Annotated in this window: 23 protein-coding genes; 9 read left to right on the forward strand and 14 right to left on the reverse strand. The window is 43.8% G+C overall.

The genetic code is table 11. From position 1 onward, the window contains the following. Window positions 1–13 precede the first annotated feature (13 nt). Window positions 14–1,075, reverse strand: a complete 1,062-nt coding sequence (locus DFQ04_RS09815) for an FAD:protein FMN transferase (protein ID WP_133555290.1) — start codon at window positions 1,073–1,075, stop codon at window positions 14–16. Between the two features lie 109 nt (window positions 1,076–1,184). Here DFQ04_RS09815 and ruvB point away from each other — a divergent pair, with 109 nt between their 5' ends. Further along, complete coding sequence (ruvB, locus tag DFQ04_RS09820; RefSeq protein ID WP_133555292.1) at window positions 1,185–2,216, forward strand: Holliday junction branch migration DNA helicase RuvB; 1,032 nt, start codon at window positions 1,185–1,187, stop codon at window positions 2,214–2,216. A 13-nt stretch (window positions 2,217–2,229) separates the two neighbouring features. On the opposite strand, the gene DFQ04_RS09825 is transcribed toward ruvB, so the two are convergent. From DFQ04_RS09825 to DFQ04_RS09835, 3 genes are all read right to left on the reverse strand, one after another. Then, entirely contained in the window at window positions 2,230–3,582 is a 1,353-nt protein-coding gene (locus DFQ04_RS09825; protein WP_133555294.1) for an FAD-dependent oxidoreductase, read from the reverse strand. A gap of 22 nt (window positions 3,583–3,604) precedes the next feature. Then, window positions 3,605–4,882, reverse strand: a complete 1,278-nt coding sequence (gene kynU, locus DFQ04_RS09830; protein ID WP_133555296.1) for a kynureninase — start codon at window positions 4,880–4,882, stop codon at window positions 3,605–3,607. Window positions 4,883–5,011: 129 nt separating this feature from the next. Beyond that, a complete protein-coding gene (locus DFQ04_RS09835) occupies window positions 5,012–5,524 on the reverse strand; it encodes a 3-hydroxyanthranilate 3,4-dioxygenase (protein ID WP_133555298.1) in 513 nt (170 codons plus the stop codon). Between the two features lie 171 nt (window positions 5,525–5,695). Here DFQ04_RS09835 and DFQ04_RS09840 point away from each other — a divergent pair, with 171 nt between their 5' ends. From DFQ04_RS09840 to DFQ04_RS09855, 4 genes are all read left to right on the forward strand, one after another. Continuing rightward, complete coding sequence (locus tag DFQ04_RS09840) at window positions 5,696–6,682, forward strand: dipeptidase (RefSeq protein ID WP_133555300.1); 987 nt, start codon at window positions 5,696–5,698, stop codon at window positions 6,680–6,682. Then, on the forward strand, window positions 6,682–7,290 hold the full coding sequence (locus DFQ04_RS09845; protein WP_133555301.1) for a thiamine pyrophosphokinase: 609 nt from the start codon (window positions 6,682–6,684) through the stop codon (window positions 7,288–7,290). Before DFQ04_RS09840 ends, DFQ04_RS09845 begins: the two co-directional genes overlap by 1 nt. A gap of 26 nt (window positions 7,291–7,316) precedes the next feature. Then, on the forward strand, window positions 7,317–7,652 hold the full coding sequence (locus DFQ04_RS09850) for a hypothetical protein (RefSeq protein ID WP_133555303.1): 336 nt from the start codon (window positions 7,317–7,319) through the stop codon (window positions 7,650–7,652). Between the two features lie 101 nt (window positions 7,653–7,753). Next, a complete protein-coding gene (locus DFQ04_RS09855) occupies window positions 7,754–8,014 on the forward strand; it encodes a hypothetical protein (protein WP_133555305.1) in 261 nt (86 codons plus the stop codon). Window positions 8,015–8,104: 90 nt separating this feature from the next. Here DFQ04_RS09855 and DFQ04_RS09860 read toward each other — a convergent pair whose 3' ends face one another. The 3 genes from DFQ04_RS09860 to DFQ04_RS09870 form a co-directional block, all read right to left on the reverse strand. Then, window positions 8,105–8,713, reverse strand: coding sequence for a nitroreductase family protein (locus tag DFQ04_RS09860; RefSeq protein ID WP_133555307.1), 609 nt, complete (start codon window positions 8,711–8,713; stop codon window positions 8,105–8,107). A 59-nt stretch (window positions 8,714–8,772) separates the two neighbouring features. Next, complete coding sequence (locus DFQ04_RS09865) at window positions 8,773–10,284, reverse strand: S10 family peptidase (protein ID WP_133555309.1); 1,512 nt, start codon at window positions 10,282–10,284, stop codon at window positions 8,773–8,775. Between the two features lie 161 nt (window positions 10,285–10,445). Further along, window positions 10,446–12,680, reverse strand: coding sequence for a TonB-dependent receptor family protein (locus DFQ04_RS09870; RefSeq protein WP_133555311.1), 2,235 nt, complete (start codon window positions 12,678–12,680; stop codon window positions 10,446–10,448). Window positions 12,681–12,813: 133 nt separating this feature from the next. Between DFQ04_RS09870 and DFQ04_RS09875 the strand changes: the two genes are divergently transcribed. The 3 genes from DFQ04_RS09875 to DFQ04_RS09885 all read left to right on the forward strand — a co-directional run bounded on the left by DFQ04_RS09875 (window position 12,814) and on the right by DFQ04_RS09885 (window position 17,235). Further along, on the forward strand, window positions 12,814–14,865 hold the full coding sequence (locus tag DFQ04_RS09875; RefSeq protein ID WP_133555313.1) for an alpha-L-fucosidase: 2,052 nt from the start codon (window positions 12,814–12,816) through the stop codon (window positions 14,863–14,865). 95 nt (window positions 14,866–14,960) lie between these two features. Continuing rightward, a complete protein-coding gene (locus tag DFQ04_RS09880) occupies window positions 14,961–15,533 on the forward strand; it encodes a gluconate 2-dehydrogenase subunit 3 family protein (RefSeq protein WP_133555315.1) in 573 nt (190 codons plus the stop codon). Further along, window positions 15,526–17,235 carry a GMC oxidoreductase gene (locus tag DFQ04_RS09885; protein ID WP_133555318.1) on the forward strand — a complete coding sequence of 570 codons (1,710 nt, stop codon included), beginning with the start codon at window positions 15,526–15,528 and terminating at the stop codon, window positions 17,233–17,235. The genes DFQ04_RS09880 and DFQ04_RS09885 overlap by 8 nt, the downstream gene beginning before the upstream one ends. Before the next feature lie 59 nt (window positions 17,236–17,294). Here DFQ04_RS09885 and DFQ04_RS09890 read toward each other — a convergent pair whose 3' ends face one another. Together DFQ04_RS09890 and DFQ04_RS09895 are read right to left on the reverse strand one after the other, a co-directional pair. Continuing rightward, window positions 17,295–18,239: a pyridoxal-phosphate dependent enzyme gene (locus DFQ04_RS09890; RefSeq protein ID WP_133555320.1), complete on the reverse strand. Its 945-nt coding sequence runs from the start codon at window positions 18,237–18,239 to the stop codon at window positions 17,295–17,297. Between the two features lie 155 nt (window positions 18,240–18,394). Beyond that, a complete protein-coding gene (locus DFQ04_RS09895) occupies window positions 18,395–18,880 on the reverse strand; it encodes a peptide deformylase (RefSeq protein ID WP_133555322.1) in 486 nt (161 codons plus the stop codon). Window positions 18,881–19,065: 185 nt separating this feature from the next. Between DFQ04_RS09895 and DFQ04_RS09900 the strand changes: the two genes are divergently transcribed. Continuing rightward, entirely contained in the window at window positions 19,066–20,979 is a 1,914-nt protein-coding gene (locus DFQ04_RS09900; RefSeq protein ID WP_133555324.1) for an ABC-F family ATP-binding cassette domain-containing protein, read from the forward strand. 67 nt (window positions 20,980–21,046) lie between these two features. On the opposite strand, the gene DFQ04_RS09905 is transcribed toward DFQ04_RS09900, so the two are convergent. The 5 genes from DFQ04_RS09905 to DFQ04_RS09925 form a co-directional block, all read right to left on the reverse strand. Further along, window positions 21,047–21,763 (reverse strand): DNA alkylation repair protein, encoded by a 717-nt coding sequence (locus tag DFQ04_RS09905; RefSeq protein WP_133555326.1) that lies wholly within the window; start codon window positions 21,761–21,763, stop codon window positions 21,047–21,049. Beyond that, complete coding sequence (locus DFQ04_RS09910) at window positions 21,760–22,623, reverse strand: nucleoside phosphorylase (protein ID WP_133555328.1); 864 nt, start codon at window positions 22,621–22,623, stop codon at window positions 21,760–21,762. The genes DFQ04_RS09905 and DFQ04_RS09910 overlap by 4 nt, the downstream gene beginning before the upstream one ends. Next, a complete protein-coding gene (gene trhO, locus DFQ04_RS09915; protein WP_133555330.1) occupies window positions 22,601–23,596 on the reverse strand; it encodes an oxygen-dependent tRNA uridine(34) hydroxylase TrhO in 996 nt (331 codons plus the stop codon). The genes DFQ04_RS09910 and trhO overlap by 23 nt, the downstream gene beginning before the upstream one ends. A 116-nt stretch (window positions 23,597–23,712) precedes the next feature. Next, complete coding sequence (locus tag DFQ04_RS09920; protein ID WP_133555332.1) at window positions 23,713–24,348, reverse strand: acetyltransferase; 636 nt, start codon at window positions 24,346–24,348, stop codon at window positions 23,713–23,715. Window positions 24,349–24,404: 56 nt separating this feature from the next. Then, window positions 24,405–25,700, reverse strand: coding sequence for a DUF2851 family protein (locus tag DFQ04_RS09925; protein ID WP_133555334.1), 1,296 nt, complete (start codon window positions 25,698–25,700; stop codon window positions 24,405–24,407). Window positions 25,701–25,816 lie beyond the last annotated feature (116 nt).

Genomic DNA, 25,816 nt, shown 5'->3' on the forward strand with positions numbered 1-25,816 from the left:
TGTTGCATTTATCTTAAAAATCTGTCGGAAAAGAGAGGTAAGGTTTGAGTTCTGGACTGATATACTGTCTCATGCGTCCCCCTTTTTCATGGTAAATCAGGATCATCTGCAAGTTGTTTTGGGCGGAATCCAATCGCATTGCTTCATTTTTCCCTAAAACCATCAGCAGATCAGCCCATGCATCGGCTTCCTCCGCATTTCTACTGAATACTTTCACAGCCAAGAGGCTGTGAGTAACCGGAAAACCTGTCCTGGGATCCAAGGTGAAAGATAGTCTGGTAGAATCACGAATGTAAAACTGATCCGGACTCCCTGCAGATGAGCTCCCGAGATCTTTGATGGCAATTTCGCCCGTGGAAAGAGTTCCCAAGGTATCTGTTAGATAGCCTATTTCTGATTTCCAAAGTTCGCCGAGTAGATTTACGCCTGTTGCGTATTCAGTTTTTCCCAGCTTGATTTGAAAACTTGGAATTCCCTTTCTTCTCAAAAAGTCAGAAATCTTGTCAACCATGAATCCTGATAAAAACTTAGAAAAATTGACGTCCACTGCAGCAGGCTTCTGAATCAGAGAATCTGAGCGAAAGATTTTTCCCCAGCCTACTTTTTTCATCACCTCTCCAATTCCCAACGTATCCAATAAACTTGCGCCAGAAGAAGAAAAGCTCCAAGATTTTTCCAATCCTTCAAGGGTGGGGTCAAGAATTCCATTGCTTGAATTATTCCATTTCTGGGCTTCTTGTAGCAGGGAAATTAATTCCCGACTGGGGGAAGAAAGGGTATCAAAGGAATTTAAGCGATAAACCTCTGAGGAAGGGAAGGAGGCATTTGCAACGCTTTCCCATTTTTGGATCAATGAATCTATTTGCTGCTGAAAATTTCGGGTTTTTTCATCCCAATAATTGACCGAGTAATCCTGGCCAAAAGCTTTACCGGAAAGAAGGAAAGAGTCTGAGGTCTCGGTAGTTTCCTCGCTTTCGGATTCTGGCTCATCTTTTTCCCAAAAGGCAAAGACAATAGCTCCTAAAACCACTATCACTAAGGCATAAATCCAATATTTCCGGGTGGGAGAATTCATTTCTGAAGGTATTATTAGGCGAATTTAGTCCAAAATCTAGGAGTAAAAAGAATTTTCCTACCGCCCTTGGCATAGGCTTTTGTTTATATTTGTGAGTATCCCATTTGCCATGAGAGAAGACTATCTGAGAGGAGATGAAGAAAATCTAAGCCCCAAAGACCGGGAGTTTGAGCGGGCCTTGCGGCCTTTGAGTTTCGAAGATTTTACCGGTCAGGCCAAAATTGTGGAGAACCTCCGGGTTTTTGTGCATGCTGCAAAAAAGCGGAATGAACCCTTGGATCATGTGCTTTTGCATGGCCCTCCGGGATTGGGAAAGACAACGTTGTCCAATATCATCGCCAATGAACTTCAGGCGGGTATAAAAATCACCTCCGGTCCGGTTCTCGACAAACCTTCCGATTTGGCTGGTTTGCTCACCAATTTGGAAGAAGGGGATGTACTTTTTATCGATGAAATCCACCGCTTGAATCCTATTGTGGAGGAATATCTGTATTCAGCGATGGAGGATTTTCGGATTGACATCATGCTTGATAGCGGTCCAAATGCCCGCTCGGTACAGATTTCCTTGAGTCCTTTCACGCTAATTGGAGCTACTACTCGCTCAGGATTATTGACTTCTCCACTTCGGGCTCGATTTGGAATTAATTCTAGGCTTGAATACTACGATGCGAAGCTTTTGACCGATATCGTAACTCGGTCAGCCAGTATTTTACAAACTCCAATTGATGAGGTGGCTGCTTTTGAAATTGCCAGAAGAAGCCGAGGGACGCCAAGAATTGCCAATATGCTTCTTCGCCGAACCAGAGATTTTGCAGAGGTAAAAGGGGATGGAACCATTACCTTGGACATTGCAAAGTTTGCTTTGAATGCCCTTGATGTGGATGAAAATGGCTTGGATGAAATGGATAACCGCATTTTGTTGACCATCATCGAGAAGTTCAAAGGTGGACCTGTGGGTCTCGGCACCATCGCTACAGCCTGTGGAGAAGAGGCCGAAACCATCGAGGAAGTGTATGAGCCTTTCCTGATTCAAGAGGGCTATATGAAAAGAACCGCCCGTGGCCGAATGGCAACCGAGTTGGCCTATAAGCATCTGAAAATTAAGCCCACCGGAGCAAGTGGGACTTTGTTTGATTTATAAAAAAAGGCGGTGATTACACCGCCTTTGCTGTTTCCATCTGGTTGATGATGTCTTCGTAATCAAGCTTGTTCCAGTTTTCGGTAATCAGCGGATCGGCCATCACCTTATTCATGATGGCTTCTTGCAATTTTCCCTGAGCATATGCTTCAGCGTAGCCCAAATCCGAGAAAGTAACCATAGTGTATAGTGGAATCCATTCTTTCGGATATAGCTCGTGAAGTTTGGCTTCGATTTTTTTGCGGAGCAAAAACTTCGGATCAGCCACACTATCCCGCATTTCTACAAAATTCTCCATAGCCAATTGACAGATGGCATCGGTATCGATCTTTCGCTTTTTCTGGAATTTTTCGAAAACTAAATCCCAAGCATTGGTTCCCAGCTTTTCGATCAAGCCATTCAAAATATAGCAATCCTCAAATCCACAATTCATGCCTTGCCCATAAAATGGAACCATTGCATGAGAGGCATCTCCGATCAAAAGAGAATTTCCTTGTACCCAAGGGTAGCACTCAACATTGATCAGAGCGGCGGTAGGATTCTTGAAAAATTCTTTCTTTAAATCAGGCATAACCTGATAAGCATCGTCGAAATAGGCTCGGAAAACAGTCTCCAAATCGTCTTCGTCCTTGATTTTGTCAAAGCAAACCTTAGTGCCTTCGAAAGGTAAAAACAAGGTACAGGTGAAGGATTTGTCTGGATTTGGCAAGGCTATCAGCATAAACTTGCCTCTTGGCCAAATATGAAGTGCATTTGGATCCATAGCAAATTCACCTTCCGGTGTAGCGGGAATGGTGAGCTCCTTGTATCCATGGGAAATGTATTCCTGCTTGTAATTGAAGCGAATTTGCTTTTGCATGGCCATGCGAAGCGCAGAATAAGCTCCATCAGCTCCGATAATCACATTTGGCGTAAGCTTTTTTTCTCCCTCAGAAGTTTCGAAAGTGATTTCATTGCTACGAAAATCCACATCCACACACTTGTGCTCAAAGTGGATTTCGGCTCCTAATCTTTCAGCCTCTTCCGCAAGCAATTGGTTGAATTTTCCTCTGGAAATGGAATAAATGGCCTGATTTGCTTTTCCATAAGGAATAAAAGTCGTGCCTCCATGTTCGTCATGGACCCTTCTTCCATACATAGGAATTGCAAGAGGAAGGACTTTATCCTTTAAACCTACCTGCTCGAGGCTCTTCCAACCCCGATGACTTAGAGCCATATTGATGGAGCGACCTCCTTCATAGTAGGGAGTTTTGCGCTTATCTGGTCTTTTGTCATAAATAGAAACGTCCAGACCATGACGTTTAAGATATATAGCCATGAGGCTGCCGATAAGGCCGGCTCCCAGGACCGTAATGTTATTTTTCTTCATTGAATTGTGGCCACGCTTCCTATTAAGCGAATTTGTCCAAGGATTGTTCCAAAATCTTAGCGAATAGGAACACATCCAAGTAGCTGTTGTACAATGGAGTAGGGGCTAATCGGATTACATTTGGATTTCTCCAGTCACCTACCACACCGTGTTTATAAAACTCATCGAAGACGGCTTTGCCACCCCGATGAATCAGCAAAGATAACTGGCAACCTCTTTCTGCTGGGTTTTTTGGGGTGATTATTTCCAAAACCCCTGATTTTCCGCTGATTTCCTCGATCAGATATTCCAAATAACCGGTCAGTTTTTCACTCTTTTTTCGAAGGTTTTCTATACCTGCTTCCTGAAAAATATCCAATGAAGCCTGATGGGCAGCCAGCGCCAAAACATTCGAATTGGCTAATTGCCAGCCGTCAGCTCCGTACATAGGCACAAAGCCTTTTTCCATTTTGAAGCGTTCTCCCTCATCGTGTCCCCACCAACCCGCAAAGCGCGGTAAATCAGGCCGCTCGGCATAGCGCTCATGTACAAAAATTCCAGAAACATTGCCTGGGCCAGAGTTCATGTATTTGTAGCTACACCAAGTCGCGAAGTCCACATCCCAATCGTGAAGCTTGAGGACTGCATTTCCGGCAGCATGGGCTAAGTCAAAACCTGCCACAGCTCCAACTTCATGTGCTGCTTTGGTGATTGCTTGAATATCAAAAAGCTGCCCGGTGTAATACTGGATTCCTGCCATATTGACCATGGCGAGGGAATTTCCTTGTTTTTTTATTTCGGAGATAATATCCTCAGTTCGCAGCGTATGCTCCCCTGGTCTGGGCTTAAGTTCTACCAAAGTGGTAGCCGGATCCAATCCGTGAAACTTGACTTGGGTTTCCAGCATATATTGATCGGAAGGGAAGGCTCCAGCTTCGACGATGATTTTGTACCGCTCTTTTGTAGGTCGGTAGAAAGAAACCATGAGCAAGTGAAGATTCACCGAGAGGTTGTTCATAGCCACTACCTCATGCTCCTGGGCTCCGAGGATTTCTGCCAGGGCTGGCTTGGATTTTTTTCGGATATGATACCAGGCATCTTCCCCGTGAAAATGTCCATCTACTGCCAAATCTGCCCAGTTGCTTAGTTCTTTTGCCAGATAATCCTTGGCAGATTTAGGCTGAAGACCCAAGGAATTTCCACAGAAGTAAATAGCCTCTTTTCCGTTTACTTTCGGAAAATGAAACCTGTTTCGAAAATGCGCCAAGGGATCTTGGGCATCTAGTTCACGGGCAAATGATTCGGAGAATTCGTAGTTCATTTTTTTAGTAAATAGTCAATGGACCATAGTCCATAGAAAAGGCAGTTCATACAAATAACAGATAAAGTTCTTTGTGAGTGAATTAAATCTGGTGGGCCATGGTCTATGGTCAATCGACCATGGACAGGTTTACTTTTCCATCACAGTCCCGCAACTCTTGCAAGTTCTCAGGTCCTGACTAGACCAGAATCGCTCCATGATCGGAGGAAGTTGGGTGACGATATCGGTTAGCTCCACATATTCCTCGTGAAGCAAAGTGCCGCAATTTTCGCAGTGCCAGATAAACCCGTCTTTTTCTCCAGCTCTTCTGTAGCGCTCAATCACCAAACCTACTGTATTGGCTGGTCTTCTGGGAGAATGAGGCACTTTGGGAGGCAAAAGGAAGATTTCCCCTTCTTTGATTTCAATGTCCCTAGGTTTGCCATCCTCGATGATTTTCAAAATGATGTCTCCTTCCAATTGGTAGAAAAACTCCTCTCCCTCGTCGTAATGGTAATCTTTTCTGGAATTTGGTCCGCCAACTACCATGACAATAAAGTCATCATTTCCTTTGAAAACTTGCTGGTTTCCAACAGGAGGTTTGAGAAGATGGCGATTTTCATCAATCCATTTTTTGAAATTGAAAGGTTTTGCAATGGCCATGTCTGAGACGGTTTTGGTTTTCGAATGCCTTCAAAGATAAGTATTGAATACAAAAGGGAAGACGAGATCGTAAGGTAAAAGCGCTTCCTACTAAAAAAGTTTAACTTTGGTTATTGGATCTGAGGAACATTTTCACCTCATAATTCCTAAACCGAAATTCATTTCCCTCCCATGATCTACCCTATAGCCGATATGCATTGTGATTTGCTCTCCTTTCTGGCCAAAGTGCCTGGAGCAGATTCCTTTGACAAAAACCAAATTGCCTGCGCTTTTCCTTGGATGCAGGAAGGTGGAGTCAAGATGCAGGTGATGGCGATTTACACCGATGTCAATCCTTCCAGTTCGGCATTGGCAAGCAAGCAGGCGGATATTTTTGTTGACTTGCTTCGCAAAGAACAGGAAACGGTAAGTCGGTTCGATTTGGGATTTTTACAAAATCAGGCCAATGAAAAGTCAATCGGAATCATCGCCTCTGTGGAAAATGCCGCAGGTTTTGGAAATGAATCCGCCACTTGGTCGGAGATTTACCAGCAGTTTGACTCGATTGTTAGCAAAGTCGGCCAACTCGCTTACATCAGTTTGACTCATCATACCGAGAATCGCTTTGGTGGAGGAAATTATACGGAGGGAATCGGACTTAAGGAAGATGGCAAGAGATTGCTGGATTATATGGCTGGGAAAAAGATTCCTATTGACCTTTCTCATACCTCCGACTTGCTGGCTGAAGGGATTTTGAATCATATCGATCGACACCATCTCCCAATTCCGGTTATTGCCAGCCATTCTAATTTCCGGGCAATTTGGGATCATAAGCGGAATTTGAGTGATGAATTTGCCCAAGAAATTATTCATCGAGGTGGGATTATCGGGGTGAATTTTCTTCGAGCTTTTTTAGATCCAAATGTCCCTGAGCGGCTCTATGAGCACCTTCTTTATGGAGCTAAACTGGGCGAAAACGCGATCTGCTTTGGGGCGGATTTCTTCTATACCCAAGATTTTCCGGATAAAAGCCGACATCCATTCTATTTTCCTTTGGCAGAAAATTCCAGCAAATACCCGGATATTCTGGAGGATTTGAGCGCTAGTTTGTCAGATGAGCAGCTTCGCAAACTCGCTTTTGAAAACGTCTTTAATTTCTACCAAAAACTCTGGAGCTAATGTCCAGCCATCATTTTGTCAAAGAGCAGCAAGAACCCGCCGTATTTATTCTGAATACGGAAGGGCTAAGTTTTGATACCGTTTCTCCGCTGTTGGAGTGGGTGCCTACGGTCTTGGTTTGGCAAGAAAGTCTGGATCAAGTGCTGAGCTGGGGGATCAAGGTGGATGTGATTTTGGCAGAGGAATCTTTTCAGAGAGCAAATCTTCACCTGCTCGAAGAGCAATATCCGGTGAAATTTCTTACGGCTGAAAAATCAAATTTCCTACACGAAGGACTTCACTATTTGCAGGCTTCCCAGCACAAAGGAGCTCATTTGGTGGGTTATCCTCATCAGAACTGGGAAAGCTTAGCTTCTGAAATTGAGTTTTTGGATTTGACTATTTTGGATGCTGGATGGAAGTACTATCCGGTCAAGTCCAAGGAATTTAAGAAGTGGTTTATAGCTTCAACAATACGGATCTTGGGAAAGGAAGGGATGCCATTGGAGGTTTCCAATGATGATGGAAAGCTTTTTTTGCCGCTTTTTTACCTCACTCAACTGGAAGTTTCTGAGGGGATCACAGAGATTAAAGGGGCAGAGCTTTTTTGGGTGGGGGAAGAGGTTTGAGGATTGAAAAATTTATCTTCAGAAATATGCAAGGAATTGAATTGATAAAAGGAGAGGAAAGAATTACTGGCCTTATAGAATCAGGGGTTGTTTCATTAAACCTAACGGTTGTAAGCTCAAATGAAAAGGAAGAAATTTTTCTAAATTTAAGTGGAAGGAATGCAACCACTAACGAACGTCTTGTTTGGCAAGAGGAAGAATTGAAACTCGGGGATGAGTTTGTAGTGAGAGTAGTTGATAAAGTGGAGTCGTCCCTTCCTATTAAAATAGATAATTCTACCCCAGATGATCTTATCCTTCAAGGAAAGCTAAGAGCTTATTCAGCTTTAAAAAAAGAGCTTGAGCAGGCAGGATTGATTTAGGGCTACTCTGACCTTTATCCAAAATGAAAGGAATAAAAATAGTCTCATCCGATATTAATGAAAGTTTTCAGATAGATTCTGGAAATTATTCAATGACCTTTATGTTAAGCATCAAACACTTTCAAGGTCAGGAACAACTCAGCATCCATCTGTCGGGATTTAATAAAGACAGGAATGAAGATGTCAAATGGTTTGATCAATTGATTGAGCCAAATAAGAAAATCATTCTTGAAGTCTTGGATGGAAAGGAAACCAGTTCGCCCAAAGAAATTGAAAAAAGAGAAGAGTCCTTTATTGATAAACAGAAATTGGAAACCTACCTATTTCTTCAAAAGGAGTTAAAAGAGAAAGGTTTGATTTAGGAAGGGTTTTTTCCTAAGAACAAGAAAAGGAAGGTGATAGCCTTCCTTTTTTTCTTTTAATAAGATCGCTTCGTTCCTCGAGATGACGAATTACTCTCTAATCCAAGCCACTTTTTCAGCAAGAGAATCTCTTTTTCCCTCTGGCCAGTTGTCCGAAGCAGGCTTTGCCACATAGAAAAAGCCCATCAGCATATCTTCTCCTTCGAGTCCGAAATCTTCTCTAGCCTCAGGCCAAAAAGTCGGTCCGCCGGTGCCCCAGTAGCAAGCCAATCCATGAGCACAGGCAGTGAGATACATGTTCTGCACTGCCATTGCAACAGCGGAAATCTCTTCCATCACTGGAATGCCCGAGCCTTCAGTTCGCTTCATCAGAATGGCAATGACATGGGAAGCTTTCAGGGGTTGCTCTTTGAATTTCTGGTAAGTTGCCTCTATAAAGTTGGTGCCGTTTTTCTCGGCTCTATGCTTGTATAGTTCTGCCTGATAGTCGGCGAATTTCTTTAATCCCTCCCCGGTGTAGACAATAAATCTCCAAGGTTGGGTGAGTTTGTGGGTAGGAGCCCAGTTGGCATTTTCAAGGATTTCCTCGATAATCGAATCAGCAACGGGATCATTTTCCTTGAATTGAGCGGCAAACTGAGATCGTCTTCCGCGGATGATTTTGGTTACTTCTTTGCTATTGAAAACGGGTATTTGCATGGTTTATGATTTTTTTAAAAAAGGCTTTTCAAGTAGTCTTTTGTTCCTTTAGGATCAAGTTATTTTAAAATCTTCTCCAAAAATGCTCTCACATCCTTGGCCAAGGCATCAAAATCTTCCTGTCTGTTGTACATCATATGACCAGCTTCATAGTAGTACATATGGATTCGATCCTGTGGAAAATCATGTCTTGCAAAGGTGTATTCCGCATCAAAAAACGGAGTGATCAGATCGTAATAGCCATTGGCGACCATCACCTGGAGCTGGGTATTTCTGTGCATAGTTTCGCTCAGGGCTCTTGCTGTGCTCACATAGCTCGGTTCGTAATAAGCTCCATCCGGTACAGGTTTCCAGTTCCAACTTCCTCCCATTCCTTCCGCTGAGGTAAGATATGGGCGATCCATGATTACCACCAGATTTCTCCTCAAATAATCATTGAAAACAGCGGTATAGGCCGATCCGGTCATATAGCCTGCAGGATCTCCTAAAACTGGGCCTTCGGAAACTTGATCCGTTTCGAAGGCCAAATATCTTCCGTCCAAAGTCCCGATGGCTTTTCCCTCTTCTCGAAGCAGTTCTTTCTTGAAACGGTGCATCAGAATTTGATTATCTGAGCGGAGAATGTATGTCTTGTCTAAGCTGGTGAAGTAAGACAATTTCTCAGCAATAGCTTCCTTTTGAGCTTGTGTTTGTTTTTCTCCCAAGAACAAAGACTGCAAGTAATCTCCATAAGCAAAGTCCCGGGCTTCCTGGGCAAATGCTTCAATGGTTTTTCCCTGACCAGCCTTGCCGTGATACCAAGCAGTTACTGCCTGAGAAGGAAGGTAAGTAAAGAAAGAGGTCAAATTATCTGCCCAGCTGGACGAACCTGCATAATCCAAGGCTTGAGAGATCAAGACAATGCCGTTAAGGGACATGCTTTGACCACCTTCTTCCAGTACTTCTGCGACTTTGGCTGCACGTGTCGTGCCGAAACTTTCCCCGGCAATCAGTTTTGGGGCCTGCCATCTTCCATGTTGAGTGACCCAGGTTCTCATAAACTGCGCAATAGATGCGGCATCTTCATTCAAGCCCCAGAAGTCGGAAGTTTTTCCAACTCCTTCCACCTGGCTAAATCCAGTTCCAATAGGATCAATAAAAACTAAGTCTGTGAGGTCTAGCAAAGCTTGGGTGTTGTCCACAAATCGGTAAGGAGCTGCTCCGTCGTCAACTTTGGCTTCCGAGTCGGTTTTGACCACTTTGGGTCCAAAGAAACCCATATGCAACCAGATCGAGGCGGAACCAGGACCTCCATTGAAGATAAATAGCACTGGCCTTTTGGAAGTGTCTACTCCATCGCGGATATAGGAAGTGGACCACATGGCTCCGTTGACTTCCCCTTTGGAGTTTTTCAAAAAAGTCTCACCTACGATAGCCTTGTAGGTGATTTTTTGTCCGTTAAAAGTGCCCGAATGAGTGGTTTCAAATTTTTGGGGATCACGAGGAACCCATTTGGTTTCGGATTTTTCTTCTTGGGAAAATGAGGAAAACGATATTAAAAGTGCAAGGAAAAGAAGATTCAGGTTTTTCATGATTTTGGAAATAGAATAGAAATATAGTAGAAATACCATTGAAATAAATCCTGATAAATCAGGATGAAATACCAAAGGAATGGTCAATTCTCTATTTCATTGAGCAAAGCGAAGTCTATTTCAATTGTATTTCGCGAAGCTTATTTCAATGCGATTTCACTTTAATAATTCAATCCCAGCTTCAGTCCACCATACCAATTTCTTATAGGAGCAGGCTGGTAAAATCTCCCGCCAAAGGCATTCAAATCATTGCCTAAGGAATAGCTTTCATCCAAAAGATTGTCCACTCCGACAAATGCCTCCAAGTCGATTTTTCCAAAAGTCCGGACAAAACCAACTCTTAGGTTGACCAAATTGTAGGCCTCTTGGTAGACGGTATTGGCGTCATTGAGGGGAATTTCTTCGGTAAACTGATGGGTGAAATTGAGATAAATCCCGCAGCGAGTTCTCAGATCCAGTCGGGATACCAAGTTGTGGGGAGGAACTCCAGTCAGGTCATTTCCGGAGAAGTCATTGCTTCCTTTTTTGTAATCCACAAAAGTGAAAAACTGTCCCGTGTAGGCGGTCCCCACCAAGAAATCCCGGATAAATCCATTCCCATTTCTCAGAATCGCATAATCCACAGAGGCTTCGATGCCTTTTTGATCCGTGGAACCTGCATTGCGGAAGAGCACTACGCCATTCGCATTCGTAAAGGTGGTAATGGTCTGGTCGAGCTTGAGGTAATAGCCGATCAATTCCACATTGAATCGCTCTTTGCCTAATCTATAGCCGACTTCGAAATTGGTGCCTTTTTCTGCCTCCAGATCCAAATTCACACTTCCCTCATTGGTTCTGACTTCATCAATTGTAGGAGGAGAAAAGCCCCCACTCACCGAACCATAGACCGAGCTAAATTGACCTAACTGATAGTTCAAGGCCACTCTCGGCACGACCACCGGATCAAAAGTTCTTTTGGAAAGCCCTGTGGGTTTTCCACTGGCATCTATCAATCGGTCGATTTCATAACCCGAGAAGTTTTCGCTTAGCCCTAGCGTGAATAGGAGTTTATTGGCTAGATTCCATTCTGCTTGTTGGAACAAAAATCCTTGGTAAGCCCGAAGCTTATCTGCAAATCGGACCGTATCGGCAACTCCATTTCGATTTCCAAAATTTTGTGCATCAGTCAGGCTATTTTGGTATTCTGCTCCTCCGATCAATCTCAGGCTTTTGCCACCCAAAGTTCCTTCATGGACAAATTTTGTTCTTGCCCCATATCCGAATCCCAGTTCCTTTTTATAGTCCAGAATGAATGGGTTTTCGAAATCATTGGTGTTCACATAGACAGTTGTGGTATTATTGGTTCGGTCAGAGAATTTATAGGTATGCCCTAAAGAAAAGAGCACAGCTTGCTGGGAAATCGAGCTATTTTGATTGACAGAGCCAGGTCGGGCCTGAGTTGGATCTGCTGCCAGTTGGTCTGCATTAAGTGCGCCGGGAATCTGGTAATCCAAGTCAGAAATCAATAATTGGGTTCGGATTTCCTGCTTTTCAGAAACAGGGAAATATCCGCCCAATTGGAAAACTTGCCGGTCTACTGCTGAATGTTGCCGATAGCCATCGGACTTTTGACTGACAAAAGAAGCTTCAATTCCACCATTCCCGATTTCCTGAGCCAAGCCCAAGCGGAATCTGGATAGTCCAAAATCACCAGCCAGATATTCAGCGGAAAGTCGATTTCCTGCCAAATTAGCCTGACTCCAAAGAGAGATTGCTCCTCCGTTTCCTGCTCCATAAATACTTCCAGATGGGCCTTTGATGACTTCAGCTGTTCGAATATTACTTAAGTCTAGAAGATTCAGCGCGGTGGTTCCGTCAGGAGAAGTGAAAGGAACTTCATTCCAATACACCTTCACATTTCTTACTCCAAAAGGTGAGCGTAGCGAACTTCCCCGGATGGAAACTCGGTAGCTGGCTGGGGCTCGCTCTTCAATTCTCACGCCTGCTTTTTGGTTAAAAGCATTCACCGGCGAGATCTCATTAAACCGTCCGAAATCCCGTTCAGAAACCGTGGAAATTGCAGCGCTTTGCTCTAGAAGAGGTCGCTCTGATTCGAATGCCTGAACTGTCACCGCTCCTAAATTCATGATAGTTGGAACAAGCTGAACTTCATGCTCTCCGCTTTCGAATGTTTTTTGCAAAAACTCATACCCTTCTAGGGCAAAGGAAATCTGGAGCCTTTCTCCAGGAAAAGCTACTATGCCAGAAGAGTTTGTTCGCTGAAAAGGTAAATTCTCCGCTCTGACTCGCACATTTTCAAGTGGAGAGCCAGTGATTTTATCGGTAATTCTTAACTGGATTTGGGCTTGAAGCCCGATAGAAATCAGGAAAAAGAGAAGGGTGATAGCTTTTTTCATACGGGAAAATTACAAGGATTGTCGGAGACATAACCAACAAACTTCGCCAATGGTCAAAGTTCAGGGTAAGTGATTTAATTTTTCCTTTAGATTTCCTTCTAAAATCAGTAGTATCCCCTTCCAATTCTAGTTTATGAAGAAGTTTCTGCTCCCACTTTTGGTCTTAATTCTTGCTAGCTGCCAGGAAAAAGTTGCTCCACCTGAGCCAATTCCTCCCGTTCCAAATGAAAGACAAATTGCTTGGCAGGAATTGGGATTTTATGGGTTCATCCATTTCAACATGAATACCTTTTCAGATCGTGAATGGGGATTTGGGGATGAAAAGCCGGAGCAATTTAATCCAACAGAATTAGACGCCCGACAATGGGCTAGAATTGCCAAGGAGGCGGGGATGAAAGGCTTGATCATCACGGCAAAGCACCACGATGGATTTGTCCTTTGGCCATCTGCATATACGGAGCATTCGGTGAAAAACAGCCCTTGGCGAGACGGAAAGGGTGATTTGATTCGTGAATTTGTGGATGCCTGTCGGGAATATGGGCTGAAGGTCGGAATCTACTATTCCCCTTGGGACCGTAATCATCCCGACTACGGAAAGCCCCAATACATCACCTACATGCGCAATCAATTGACCGAGTTGCTGACCAATTACGGAGAAATCTATGAGGTTTGGTTTGATGGGGCGAATGGAGGCACGGGTTGGTATGGAGGGGCCAATGAAGAGCGAAAAGTGGATAAGTTCAGCTACTACGACTGGCTGACCACCCACGAATTGGTTCGCAAACTTCAACCTAATGCCATGATGTTTTCAGATGCCGGTCCGGATGTAAGATGGGTGGGAAATGAAAATGGTTTTGCCTATCCTACCACTTGGTCCAACTTGATGCGGGATTCTGTCTATGCCGGGATGCCTGATTTTGACAAATGGGCAACAGGACAGGAAAATGGAACCCATTGGGTGCCGGCCGAATCCGATGTGAGCATTCGTCCGGGATGGTACTACCATGCCTATGAGGATCATAAAGTCAAGACTTTGCCCGAACTGATGGAAATCTATTACCAGAGTATCGGACAAAACAGCTCGCTCTTGATCAATTTTCCAGTTGATACCCGAGGCTTAATTCATGAAAAAGATGAAGTAGCAATTCTAAAAATGGCTGCCAAAATCAAGGAAGATTTTGCAGAAAATTTGGCGAAAGGGGCTTCATTCAAAGCAAATGCTGAAAGAGGAAATGGATATGAAGTCGAAAATTTAAATGACGGGGATTTCAATTCGTATTGGACTACTCCGGATAGGCAGATCCAAGCTGCTGTGGAATTGGATTTTGGGAAGGAGATTGCTTTCAACCGACTCTTGATTCAGGAATTTGTCAATCTAGGCCAGCGGGTCAAATCATTTTCCTTGGAAAAAGAAGTGAGTGGTAACTGGGAGAAGATCGCCGAAGGCACGACGATCGGATACAAGCGAATATTGAGATTTCCAGATACTCAGGCCCAAAGAATCCGAATCAACTTTTTGGATGGAAAAGGAATTCCGGTGATTTCTGAAATTGGGGTGTATGCTGCTCCAGCCTTGCTTTTTCCCCCAAAAATATCCAGAACTCCTCAGGGAAAAGTCAGTATCCAAGCAGCTGAAGCCGATTTAGAGATTTATTTCAAAACAGATGGAAGCTCACCTAAAGCCGGAGAAAAAAAGTATGAGGGGGAGTTTGAACTTACTCAGCCTGCAACGGTGCAAGCACTTGTAGTAGATTCTAAGACTGGAAAAGCCTCTGATCCTTCTAGAGCAGATTTCGATTTGGCAAAAGCCGGATGGAAGCTGATGGATTCTGATTCCAATGCCATTCGAGCCATAGACGAGCGAGCCAATACCTATTGGACTTCAAAAGCCAATGAATTGATTCTAGACCTAGGCAAAGAGGTAGACTTGAAAGGATTTACCTATTTACCAATGCAGGCCAGATATCCCAGTGGGTATATTGCAGCCTATGCTTTTGAGGTCAGCAGGGATGGAAAAAATTGGAAACGGGTTGCTCAGGGAGAGTTTGACAATATCAAAAACAGCCCAGTAGAGCAAGTCATTCGATTTGAACCTGTTTCGGGGAGATTGATCAAACTCAAATCCTTGAAAACGGTAGACGGAAACCCGGCTACTTTTGGAGAATTCGGAACAATCACCAGATAAAAACCTCACTCAAAAGAATTCCAGTAGGGATTTTCTCCAAAATTCCCTACTTTCTCCACCAATAGCTTTAAACCCAATCTACCTGCCTTATTTCTATGAACAGAAGACATGCTTTGCGGCATATCGCGCTGATTTCAGGAGGACTTGCCCTTATCCCTTCCTGTGATTTTAGTAAAGAAGACATCCTCGCCGCATACGAAAACCTGAAAATTACCGCTTCTCAAAAAGCGCTGCTAGGGGCCATTTCCGATACCATAATTCCAGCCGGAGAGATCAAAGGAGCATTAGATCTTGAGGTTTCTGATTTTATTTTGGTGATGGTGAATGATTGCTTTACTAAAGAAAATCAGGACAAATTCACTGCGGGATTGAATGCCTTTCCGGACTATGTAAACCAAGTTGCGGGTAAAAAATATGAGTCTCTTTCTGTGAAGGAAAAAGAACAACTCATCCTGGAGGCAGCAAAACTTGAGGGTGACGATACAGAAGAAGGCAAGCGCAAGGCGGCGATCTCTTACTTTGTAAATTCCACGAAGCGATTTACCATTCAAGGCTATATGGCCTCGGAATACATCCAAACAGAGATTATTCCATATTCTTTAATTCCGGGAGAGTACAATGGAGCTGTCCTGATCACTGATCTTCAAAAACCTAGAATCAATGGCTAATCTGAATATCCGAAGCAGACAAGAGCGAACTTACCAGGCTATCGTGGTGGGTTCGGGAATCAGTGGAGCTTGGGCTGCCAAGGAACTTTGCGACTTAGGTGTCAAGACACTTATGCTTGAGAGGGGAAGAAATGTGGAGCATATCAAAGACTATCCCACAACCAATATGCTTCCCTATGAATTTGAACATAGGGGACAGATCCCTCAAAAAATTCAGGATGAAAATCCGGTAATAAGCCGATGCTATGCTTTCCGAGAGGATGCGATGCATTTTTTTGTGAAAGACACCGAACATCCCTATGTGCAGGAAAAGCCATTTGATTGGATTCGAGGCTATCAGGTAGGAGGAAAATCCCTGCTTTGGGCTAGACAAGTACAGCGATGGTCAGACTTCGATTTCGAGGGACCTGCCAGAGATGGCTTTGCAGTAGACTGGCCTATTCGCTACAAGGATATCGAAAAGTGGTACAGCCATGTGGAGAAATTTGCCGGGGTTTCTGGAAACAAGGATGGATTGCCTCATCTTCCGGATGGTGAGTTTTTACCAGGGTATGAATTGAATGTGGTCGAAAAATACTTTGCCGAACAGCTCAAAAAGCATTACGGCAATGATAGACACATGATTTCTTCCCGATGTGCGCATATTCATGGCAATGCCGATTATTATGCCCAGCAGGGTCGGGCCATGTGCCAAAACCGAAATTTGTGCCAGCGAGGATGTCCATTTGGAGGGTACTTTAGCTCCAATTCTTCTACTATTCCTTGGGCTTTGAAAACTGGTAACCTGACCATTCGTCCTGATGCGGTAGTTCACTCCGTGATTTATGACGAGGAAAAAGGAAAAGCCACCGGCGTTCGGATTATCGATCGATTGACTAAGGAAATGGAGGAGTTTTATGCTGACGTGATCTTTGTCAATGCAGCCGCTTTAAATACCAATGCGCTCTTGTTGAATTCTACTTCCAATCGCTTCCCGAATGGATTGGGAAATGACAGTGGACTTTTGGGTAAGTATGTTGCTTTCCATAATTACAGAGCCCGAGTTTCCGGAGAATACGAAGGACATTCCGAATATACCACTTCAGGAGGAAGACCGACTAGTGGATATTTCCCTAGGTTCCGAAATGTGTTCAAACAAGAGACGGACTTCCTTCGGGGCTATGCAGCAGGATTTTCTGCTGGGCGTGGAGCTGGACCTGATACCAGTGGAATAGGAATGGATCTGAAGAATAGCCTCCTCAATCCGGATAAATATGGTCCATGGAGAGTGGGTTCGCACATGATGGGAGAGACTATTCCAAAGGAAAGCAATTACGTTGCTCTAGACCCAAACTTGAAAGACGAATGGGGCATGCCTCAGCTTAAAATCTCAGTCGACTACGATGACAATGACGAGAAAATGGTCAAAGACTACATCGAGCAAATGACGGAGATGTTTACAAAAGCGGGATTTACCAATATCCGAGCGAATGACAGTAAGCAGGCACCAGGATTGGATATTCACGAAATGGGTGGTGTTCGTATGGGTAAAGACCCGAAGACTTCCCTACTCAATGCCAATCACCAATTGCATGCCGTTCCCAATGTCTACGTGACCGATGGAGCTTCGATGACCTCTACTTCTACTCAAAATCCATCCCTGACTTATATGGCTTTTGCGGCAAGAGCGGCACACCATGCGGTAGCGGAGAGTAAGAAATGAGAAATTGAGAATTAGGAATTAAGAATAAGCCCAAATCTCTTGATTTGGGCTTTTCGTTTCTAAAACGGCAATTTCCCTAAATCCACATTCCCTCCAGATAGGATAATCCCGACTTTTTTGCCCGCAAATCTTTCCTTATTCGCTAATAGGGCCGCCAAAGGAACAGCACAAGAGGGTTCGATCACAATCTTCATTCGCTCATAAATCAAGCGCATAGCATCAATAATCTGAGGATCGGTTGCCAAAAGAATATCATCTACGTAGCGCTGGATCAACTCGAAATTGAGTACACCCAGGGAGGTTAATAAGCCATCTGCGATGGTATTTGGACCGGTTTGGGGGATGATTTTTCCAGCATGAAAAGAGCGATAGGCATCATCAGCTCCTGCAGGTTCTCCTGCAATGACTTCGATCTCAGGGTTTAGGTAATGGGCAGTTAAGGCGGTCCCACCCAAAAGTCCACCACCTCCCACAGGAGCCATCACGATATCCAGATCAGGCTGATCTTCGAGAAGTTCAAGCGCACAAGTGGCTTGCCCTTCGATCACATCCATAAAATCATAAGGTGGAATAAAGGTCGCCCCTGTTCGCTCCACGACTGCCTCCAGTGTTGTTTCCCTTGCTTTGAGATTGGGTTCGCATTCGATGATCTCGCCTCCATAGCCCTTCACCGCTTTCTTTTTGATTTCGGGAGCATTGGAAGGCATGACTATATAGGATGGGATTCCAGCCACGCTAGCCGCTCTAGCTAAGGCTGCGGCATGATTTCCCGAGCTATGTGTGGCTACTCCTTTGGCTCTTTCCTCCGGAGTCAATTTCATCACGGCATTAGCTGCTCCCCGGGCTTTGAATGCGCCGACTTTCTGAAAGTTTTCGCACTTGAAAAAGATCTCACAACCTGCGATTTCATTGATGGCTGTGGAAGTTAGAATTGGTGTGCGATGAATAAAGGGCTGAATGCGGACATGAGCCGCACGGATATCGGAAAGGGAAGGGAAGTTCATGGGTTAAAGATAGGGGAAGGGAAATACAATGGAAATACCGTTGAAATACAATCGAAAAACACTTCGCTTTGCTTCGTGAAACAGGCCATTTAGAGGGAAATATTACGTCCCGATTTATCGGGACTTCTTTCCATGGTATTTCTATCGTATTTCATTTATTCCTTCCATCTGAAGGATTTCTCATCAATCGCACGCATCGTACAAAGCACTCCATCCAGATGATCGTATTCGTGCTGGATGAGTTCTGAGATCGCTCCGTCCACCGTCCAAGTTTGCTTGGTCCAGTTTTCGTCCAGATATTCCAAAGTTAGGCTTTGATGCCTTTTGACTTTTACCAGTAAGTTTGGAAAGCTCATGCAATCGTCCCAGAGTTCGAAGAGTTCCTCACTCAATCCTTTCAATTCCGGATTTAGAATGATGTATGGACGATCCAAATTCAGATAAAACATCCGTTTCATTATTCCCAATTGAGGAGCGGCAATCCCTCTTCCAAATCCATATACCCGTCGGATGTCCTCCATAGCGTCGTGAAGTTGTTGAGTCCATTCTGGGACAAGGGAAAGATCAGATTCCAATACGGGTTCACAGACTTCGTAAAGTCTGGGATCTCCAAGTTTGAGGATATCGTGGATGGTTTTCATAGGACAAAAATAAATAGGCTTTGCGAAATATATTGGAAATACACCTCCCTTCGCTCGATGAAATAAATTGAAATAATCTTCTCACCCTAAAGAAATGCTTTGATAAATATTTCATCCGACGGAAGTGGATCTATTTCAATTGTATTTCTACCGTGTTTCAACTCTAATTCCCTTACTTTTGCGGCATGAATTACCTTTCGGTTGAAAATCTAAGCAAGGCTTTCGGGGAACGGAAGCTTTTTTCCAATATTTCTTTTGGCATTTCTCAGGGGCAAAAAATCGCCCTAGTTGGTATAAACGGTGCCGGGAAATCCACCTTGATGAAAATTATCATGGGTTTGGAAATCCCTGACACAGGACAAGTAGCATTGAATAATGCGGTCAAGATTGCCTATGTGCATCAGAACCCTGTTTTTGAATCCAACCTGAGTATATACCAGACTATTTTTGACCAGAGTAATTCGGAGGTTCTTCGGGTGATTGAAGATTACCACAAGGCCATGCTGGATGCAGAGCGGGGAATTGACAATTCGGACCTGATGTCCAAGTTATTTGAAAAAATGGATGCCCTTCAGGCATGGGATTTTGAGTACCAAGTCAAGGAGGTTCTAGGAAAACTTGGTTTGCACGACACTGATCTACCCGTGGGCAATCTTTCCGGTGGACAGCGGAAGCGAATGGCTTTGGCCAAGGCCATTTTGGAAAAGCCTGATTTGTTGCTTTTGGACGAGCCCACCAACCACCTGGATCTCGAAACTATCGAATGGCTGGAAGATTACCTAGCCAAGGCTAATTTGGCTATCTTCATGGTGACTCACGATCGGTATTTTTTGGAAAAAGTGACCAACGAAATCCTCGAACTAGATCAAGGAAAAATCCATCGCTACCAAGGAAACTATGGGTATTTCTTGGACAAGAAGGCCGAGCGAATGCAGATCGAAGACATCGAGATCGAAAAAGCCAAAAGCTTGTATAAAAAGGAATTGGACTGGATCCGCCGACAGCCTAAAGCTCGGGGCACCAAGGCCAAATATCGGGTAGATGCCTTTGAGGAAACCAAGGAAAAAGCCTTCACCAAGCGAGAGGAGCGGGATATTGAGCTATCTGTTTCTACCCAAAGATTGGGAAATAAGATTCTCGAAATCGACAAAATCAGCAAATCCTTTGATGATAAAACGCTGATTAAAAACTTCTCCTATATTTTCAAAAAGAAAGACCGAATCGGTATCGTTGGGCCTAATGGTGCGGGGAAAACCACATTTTTGAAAATGATCACCGGACTTTTAGATCCGGATTCCGGAAAAGTAACGGCCGGCCAAACCACTGCCTTTGGCTATTACCGACAGGAAGAGGACCGATTTGATGAGGAAAAGCGTCTGATTGACGTGGTGAAAGAAGTGGCTGAAGTAGTCGTTTTGGACAAAGGACAGACGATTACGGTAAGTCAGTTTTTGACTCAATTTGGTTTTCCTCCCAAGCAGCAATTCACTCCGATCGGAAAGATGAGTGGAGGTGAAAGAAGACGCCTTCAATTGCTGATGGTTTTGATTAAGAATCCGAATTTCCTGATCCTTGACGAACCTACCAATGATCTGGATTTGATGACCTTGAATATTCTGGAAGAGTTCTTGGACACTTTTCCGGGTTGCTTGATCATCGTTTCCCATGATCGATACTTTATGGACCGGTTAGTAGAGCACCTATTTGTGTTTGAAGGCGAGGGTGTGATTCGGGATTTTCCTGGAAATTATACCGACTTCCGGGAATGGGAGAAAGAAAACAGTACCAAGTATCAAGACGCAAGTAGCAAGACTGAAGAGGCAAGATTCGAGAAGCAGGAGGTGAGAACCGAGAAGCTAGAATCAGGGCCAAAAGTTAAGGCAAGCTTCAAGCAAAAGCAGGAGTTTAAGAAAACCAATGAAACTATTGCCAAGCTAGAGGAGGAAAAAATCAGTTTAGAAGAGCAAATCGCATCTGGAATGGAGGATTTGGATCTGTTGATGAAGTATTCCAACAGACTTCAGGCAATAGCCCATGAACTGGAAGAATTGGAATTGACCTGGCTTGAATTGAGTGAATTGGAGGGAATTGAGGATTGAGTTTTGCCACGAAGACGCTAAGGCACAAAGATAACTTAGAGTCTTCGTGCCTTAGTGGCAAATCAGCTTAAACTCTTCCCTTCAAAAAATCCTGCCTCAACTCTTCTGGGAATTTTTCAATAGCATACCTCAAGGCTGTTCTCGGCATGGTACGATAGTGGGTTTTTAGAAATTGGAATTCAGCCTCAAAATCTTTATTCCCGATTTCTCGGAGCATCCAGCCCACAGCTTTGTGCATCAGGTCATGAGGATGGTTTTTTAGCTTTTCAGCCAAAGAAAGGGCATCCGAAAATTCACCTTTTTTGATCCAATACAAACTGCTGATCATGGCAATTCTTTGTCTCCATAAATGCCCTGAATCTGCCAAGCTGTAAAATTGGTCTTTCTCTTTTTTCCAGTAAAAAGTTCCCAAAATCAAGTGACAGGTAGTATCTACCAAGTCCCAGTTGTTGACAAAATCTAAGTGGGAAAGGTAAAAATCGACCAGTTCTTTTTTTACTGCTTCTGATTTTTCCTTTTCGAATCGATAAACCAAAGCCAATAGACCGGTAAGTCTTACTTCATGAAAGGGATTCTGGATTAATTCGGAAAGTTCTGGGAGGCTGATCTCCCTATAAAATTGCTTGGCAATAGCTCGTTGATCGGGTACTTTTACCCCCAGAAACTGATCTCCTTCTCCATATTCTCCTGGGCCAGCCTTGAAAAATTTGGGGAAAAAGGCAGCCTTTTCCGGAATGGCTTTATCTTTCAAAGCTTCAATAATCTGCTCCGTCAGCAAACTCATGCGGTGAAAAGGTCCAAGGCTTTTCGAATCAATTTATCTACAGTTTTTTCAGCTTCGGTATCAAACTTTTTCAAAGGGCGATTGGCCACTATGGCATTCAAGCTGAGCATTCGATGCCCGAGCAATTCTCCTAATGCATAATATCCGGCGGTCTCCATTTCAAAATTGGTCACTCTTTTTCCCCCGATCTGAATGGAAGAAAGTCTTTCGATCATGTTATCAAACTTCGGCTTAAGCCTGACTTCTCGACCTTGAGGGGCATAAAATCCGGGACAGGTTAAGGTCACCCCAGTGAGGATTTCCTGATCTAGCTTGGCTAAAAGTTGGGAAGAAGCTGAGGCTTGATAGGGAAGAAAACTCAAACCCAATTCCTTTTGGATAGCCAAAGCTAAGCCTTGGTCCCCGCTCAGTTCTGGATAATATGCCATGAGCGTATCCATCCCGATTCCTAGTTCAGACGCCAAAAGTGAGCCCACTGGAATATCGGTTTGCATGCTTCCTGAGGTCCCGATTCTAATGATATCAAGGCTAGTTTTTGAAGATTTAATTTGCCGAGTTTCCAAATCCACATTGACCAAAGCATCGAGTTCGGTCATCAGGATCTCTATATTATCGGTACCCATCCCGGTACTTAGGACGGTGATCCGCTTCCCGTTTTTCCAACCTGTATGGGTGATAAACTCACGCTTCTGAATTTTAAAGTCGATCTGATCAAAATACTGAGAAACCAAAGCCACCCGGTCAGGATCGCCTACAGTAAAAACAGTTGAAGCCAGGTGTTCTGGCTTCAAATGCAAATGGTAAATGCTCCCATCCCCATTAATGATTAATTCAGATTCAGGAATGCGCCGCTTCTCCATGTGTATGTTTTTCCTTTGAGGAAGATCGATGAAGGCCCTTGTAAGGATTATAACCATTGGTATTTTTCTGGTAATAACCGGTACCGTCGTAAGGTCGCTTATCAGGGTTTTCCTTGCACTCTACAGAACATGCTCCTTCTAGCTCCCAACCGCATTTTTCGCAGATTGGCAAATGTTCATTGCAGGTTGGATTGGCACAGTTGACCATTCGGTCAGAGGCGGTTCCACACACATGACACTTGGATACAATGGTAGGATTTACCTTGTTCACATCAACCGCAATGCGGTTGTCAAAGACGTAGCATTTCCCTTCAAAGTCTTCTCCTCCGGCTTCCATGCCATACTTAATGATGCCTCCATGAAGCTGATACACGTCTTCGAAGCCCTGCTCAAGCAAGAATGCCGAAGCTTTTTCACACTTGATTCCTCCAGTGCAGTAGGTAAGCACTTTCTTATTCTTGAGATGCTCGAGTTCTTTTACTTTCTCCGGGAAATCTCGGAAGTTATCAATATCTAGCGTGATGGCATTTTTGAATCGACCCAATTCGTGCTCATAATTGGAACGGACGTCCAAAATCACCACATCTTCCTGATCCTTCAATTTTTTGAATTCCTCAGGCTCGAGATGCTTCCCTGTTTTCACATTTGGATCCAAATGGCGAAGAGAAGAATGCACGATTTCAGGCTTATATCTTACGTGGATCTTAGCAAAAGTATGCGCTTCGTGATAGTCGATCTTGAATTCGGTCTTTGCAAATCGAGGGTCGGAATGAATGTATTCCATGTACTTTTCACAGTCCGCATGAAGTCCGGAGACCGTTCCGTTTAGTCCCTCATCAGAAATGATGATCCGACCTCGGATGTTGTTTTCAACGCAAAATAAATGATGCTGCTCCCGGTATTCTTCGGGATTCTCGATTTTGGCGTAGCAATAGTACAGCAGGACGCTGTAAGGTTTGTTGTTGTTTTCCATAACTAGAGCCCTGTTTCGGCAGGGTGTTAAAGGATTTAGAATTTATGATGTTTGATTTTGGATTTACAAATTTGAGAGCTATTAACTCGTAATTCGTAAATCTAAAATCGGAAATATTATTTCACTTTTGCCGCAGGATTTCCGAAGACTGTTTCATTTTTACCTACGGAAGAAATAACCACTGAGCCAGCTCCAACTCTAGAACCTTTTCCGATAGTCACTCCTGATACGATAGTCACTCCAGAGCCAATAAAAGCTCCTTCTTCGATAGTCACCTCAGCGTTGATAATGGATCCTGCACCAATTTGGACGTAGTCCTGCACTTTTACCATGTGGTCGATAATCGCCCCGGAATTAATGATGCAATGACTTCCGATTTGAGAACCCGCTCCCACACATGCATTGGCATTGATAAAATTCCCATGGCCAAGGCTAGCATCGGTAGAAATATACGCTCGTTGATGAATAGCATTTACAGGTTGTACCTTTCTTTGGTCATTTAATAGTTCGACCAGAAACTTTCTGTACTTACTATCATCCACTGCTACAAAGGCCTCCGTTTTTTTACCAATCAGCTTCAAGTAACCCTCGTCTTCAGTATTTCCCAATACAGGGATATTGTTGATTTCGGTTCCGTGGATACTTTCATCTTCATCCAGAAAACCGTACACAATCACCTGATTGCTGTTGAAGATTTCGAGCGCAGGATGTGCGATACCTTTAGCTCCAAGAATAATCACCGGTTTGTCCATGAATTAGTTTGTTTTGGCCTGCAAAAGTACGGGAAATCACTTGCTTGCGCAAAGTTTCATTTGGATTGTCCTTTCAGCAGGCTTTGTCCGATTTTGCAGGAAAGGCATTTTTGGGCTTGGCAATAGCCTCGAAAGAGCCCTATCATACCTTGGGAGTCAAAAGCATTTTCAGCTTTCCATTCTTTTTCTTCAAATTTCCGGATGATAAAATTATTCTCTCCTGGAATTGTTTGGAGCAGGTCAAAACAACGCTCTTGCCACTCGGACTGCTCGAAATATCTTCCATACGCAAACCACAAGGGAGTGACAAAATTGATGATCAAAAGCTCTAAAGTGGTGCCTGAAATGCCCCTGGAAGCAATTCTGGAACTTGGGTTTCCAAAATTGTAATGATGCTGCCAATAGTCTGAGGGCTTGACTTGAAGAAGTTTTTTGAAAGAAGTGAAATCCCTGCTTTCTTCCAGAACTGATTTCAAAAGATTGGGAGCTTTGGAAAATATTGCTGCCAACTGGGCTATTCTTAGAGTCGGGAAATTGGTCGGCCGTACTCCCATGAAACTCCATTGAGGTCGCGTCAGAGAAGAGTTCCAAGAGAATTTTTTCTGATAAAAATCATGCTCCCTGATCAGGTGTTGAACATAGGGTTCTTCAGAATTTTCAGGTAAAAGTCCAGCCTGTCCTAAAAGGATAGCTTCTAAGGCAGTGACTTGAGTTCTGTGTTTTTGTAAGACTTTGTAAGGGATAGTCTTGGCCAATTCTGCCATGGGAATGGCATTAGTCTTAAAGCCAAAGCAAGTCATCAACCATCGGTAGGCTGTTTCTTCCCAGTCCCCTTTGGTAAGGTCTAGAATTTGTAGAATAGCGTTTGATTTTTCCTGAAGTCGCTCAACTAGCGCTTTTTCCAAGGCGGAGAATCGGATGATTTGGGGAACTTGCCTCAAGGCATGCGCACATGGTAGTGTGGATTTGAAATCCAGTAGATTTTCGTAATTCCTCCAGATTTCCAGAAATATTTTCCCTTTTAATTCTAAGGTGGGCATGACTGTGCCATCATTTCGATACACCTCCTTGTCATTTTCCCAAACCACATGAAGTATTACCGAATTGTAAGCCGGATCACCTCCATGCGCATGTTGCTTCCACTCTGAAGCAAAGCGATGAACTTCCACATGTCCATGTAGAGTTATCCCGTCCAAGATCAAACTTGCATCTCTGAAATCAGGTCCTTCTCCCTGATTATGAAATCCTACCTGAAGGATCTGCAAAGAATTGCCATTGGTGGTTTTTAAACCCTTACGGTCGAAGTATTGGTACTTCCAGACCAGCTGTAAAAAGTCTTCCCTGAAATTCATAAAAAGTTGATGACTAAAAGTTTATGGAAAATACTAATTTGAATTCCCAGAGTCAATAGGATGTTCCATGAAAATTCCCCCAACTACCCCTCGAATTCAAAAAATTATTCAGAACC

It is taken from the genome of Algoriphagus boseongensis (assembly GCF_004362805.1).
GTDB lineage: Bacteria > Bacteroidota > Bacteroidia > Cytophagales > Cyclobacteriaceae > Algoriphagus > Algoriphagus boseongensis.

Coding starts and splice junctions, on each gene's coding strand:
- trhO (WP_133555330.1), bottom strand. CDS start 23,596: ATGGAAAACAACAACAAACCTTACAGCGTCCTGCTGTACTATTGCTAC.
- DFQ04_RS09870 (WP_133555311.1), bottom strand. CDS start 12,680: ATGAAAAAAGCTATCACCCTTCTCTTTTTCCTGATTTCTATCGGGCTT.
- DFQ04_RS09900 (WP_133555324.1), top strand. CDS start 19,066: ATGAATTACCTTTCGGTTGAAAATCTAAGCAAGGCTTTCGGGGAACGG.
- ruvB (WP_133555292.1), top strand. CDS start 1,185: ATGAGAGAAGACTATCTGAGAGGAGATGAAGAAAATCTAAGCCCCAAA.
- DFQ04_RS09860 (WP_133555307.1), bottom strand. CDS start 8,713: ATGCAAATACCCGTTTTCAATAGCAAAGAAGTAACCAAAATCATCCGC.
- DFQ04_RS09880 (WP_133555315.1), top strand. CDS start 14,961: ATGAACAGAAGACATGCTTTGCGGCATATCGCGCTGATTTCAGGAGGA.
- DFQ04_RS09925 (WP_133555334.1), bottom strand. CDS start 25,700: ATGAATTTCAGGGAAGACTTTTTACAGCTGGTCTGGAAGTACCAATAC.
- DFQ04_RS09850 (WP_133555303.1), top strand. CDS start 7,317: ATGCAAGGAATTGAATTGATAAAAGGAGAGGAAAGAATTACTGGCCTT.
- DFQ04_RS09835 (WP_133555298.1), bottom strand. CDS start 5,524: ATGGCCATTGCAAAACCTTTCAATTTCAAAAAATGGATTGATGAAAAT.
- DFQ04_RS09865 (WP_133555309.1), bottom strand. CDS start 10,284: ATGAAAAACCTGAATCTTCTTTTCCTTGCACTTTTAATATCGTTTTCC.
- DFQ04_RS09855 (WP_133555305.1), top strand. CDS start 7,754: ATGTTAAGCATCAAACACTTTCAAGGTCAGGAACAACTCAGCATCCAT.
- DFQ04_RS09895 (WP_133555322.1), bottom strand. CDS start 18,880: ATGAAAACCATCCACGATATCCTCAAACTTGGAGATCCCAGACTTTAC.
- DFQ04_RS09875 (WP_133555313.1), top strand. CDS start 12,814: ATGAAGAAGTTTCTGCTCCCACTTTTGGTCTTAATTCTTGCTAGCTGC.
- DFQ04_RS09815 (WP_133555290.1), bottom strand. CDS start 1,075: ATGAATTCTCCCACCCGGAAATATTGGATTTATGCCTTAGTGATAGTG.
- DFQ04_RS09905 (WP_133555326.1), bottom strand. CDS start 21,763: ATGAGTTTGCTGACGGAGCAGATTATTGAAGCTTTGAAAGATAAAGCC.
- DFQ04_RS09845 (WP_133555301.1), top strand. CDS start 6,682: ATGTCCAGCCATCATTTTGTCAAAGAGCAGCAAGAACCCGCCGTATTT.
- DFQ04_RS09920 (WP_133555332.1), bottom strand. CDS start 24,348: ATGGACAAACCGGTGATTATTCTTGGAGCTAAAGGTATCGCACATCCT.
- kynU (WP_133555296.1), bottom strand. CDS start 4,882: ATGAACTACGAATTCTCCGAATCATTTGCCCGTGAACTAGATGCCCAA.
- DFQ04_RS09910 (WP_133555328.1), bottom strand. CDS start 22,623: ATGGAGAAGCGGCGCATTCCTGAATCTGAATTAATCATTAATGGGGAT.
- DFQ04_RS09885 (WP_133555318.1), top strand. CDS start 15,526: ATGGCTAATCTGAATATCCGAAGCAGACAAGAGCGAACTTACCAGGCT.
- DFQ04_RS09825 (WP_133555294.1), bottom strand. CDS start 3,582: ATGAAGAAAAATAACATTACGGTCCTGGGAGCCGGCCTTATCGGCAGC.
- DFQ04_RS09890 (WP_133555320.1), bottom strand. CDS start 18,239: ATGAACTTCCCTTCCCTTTCCGATATCCGTGCGGCTCATGTCCGCATT.
- DFQ04_RS09840 (WP_133555300.1), top strand. CDS start 5,696: ATGATCTACCCTATAGCCGATATGCATTGTGATTTGCTCTCCTTTCTG.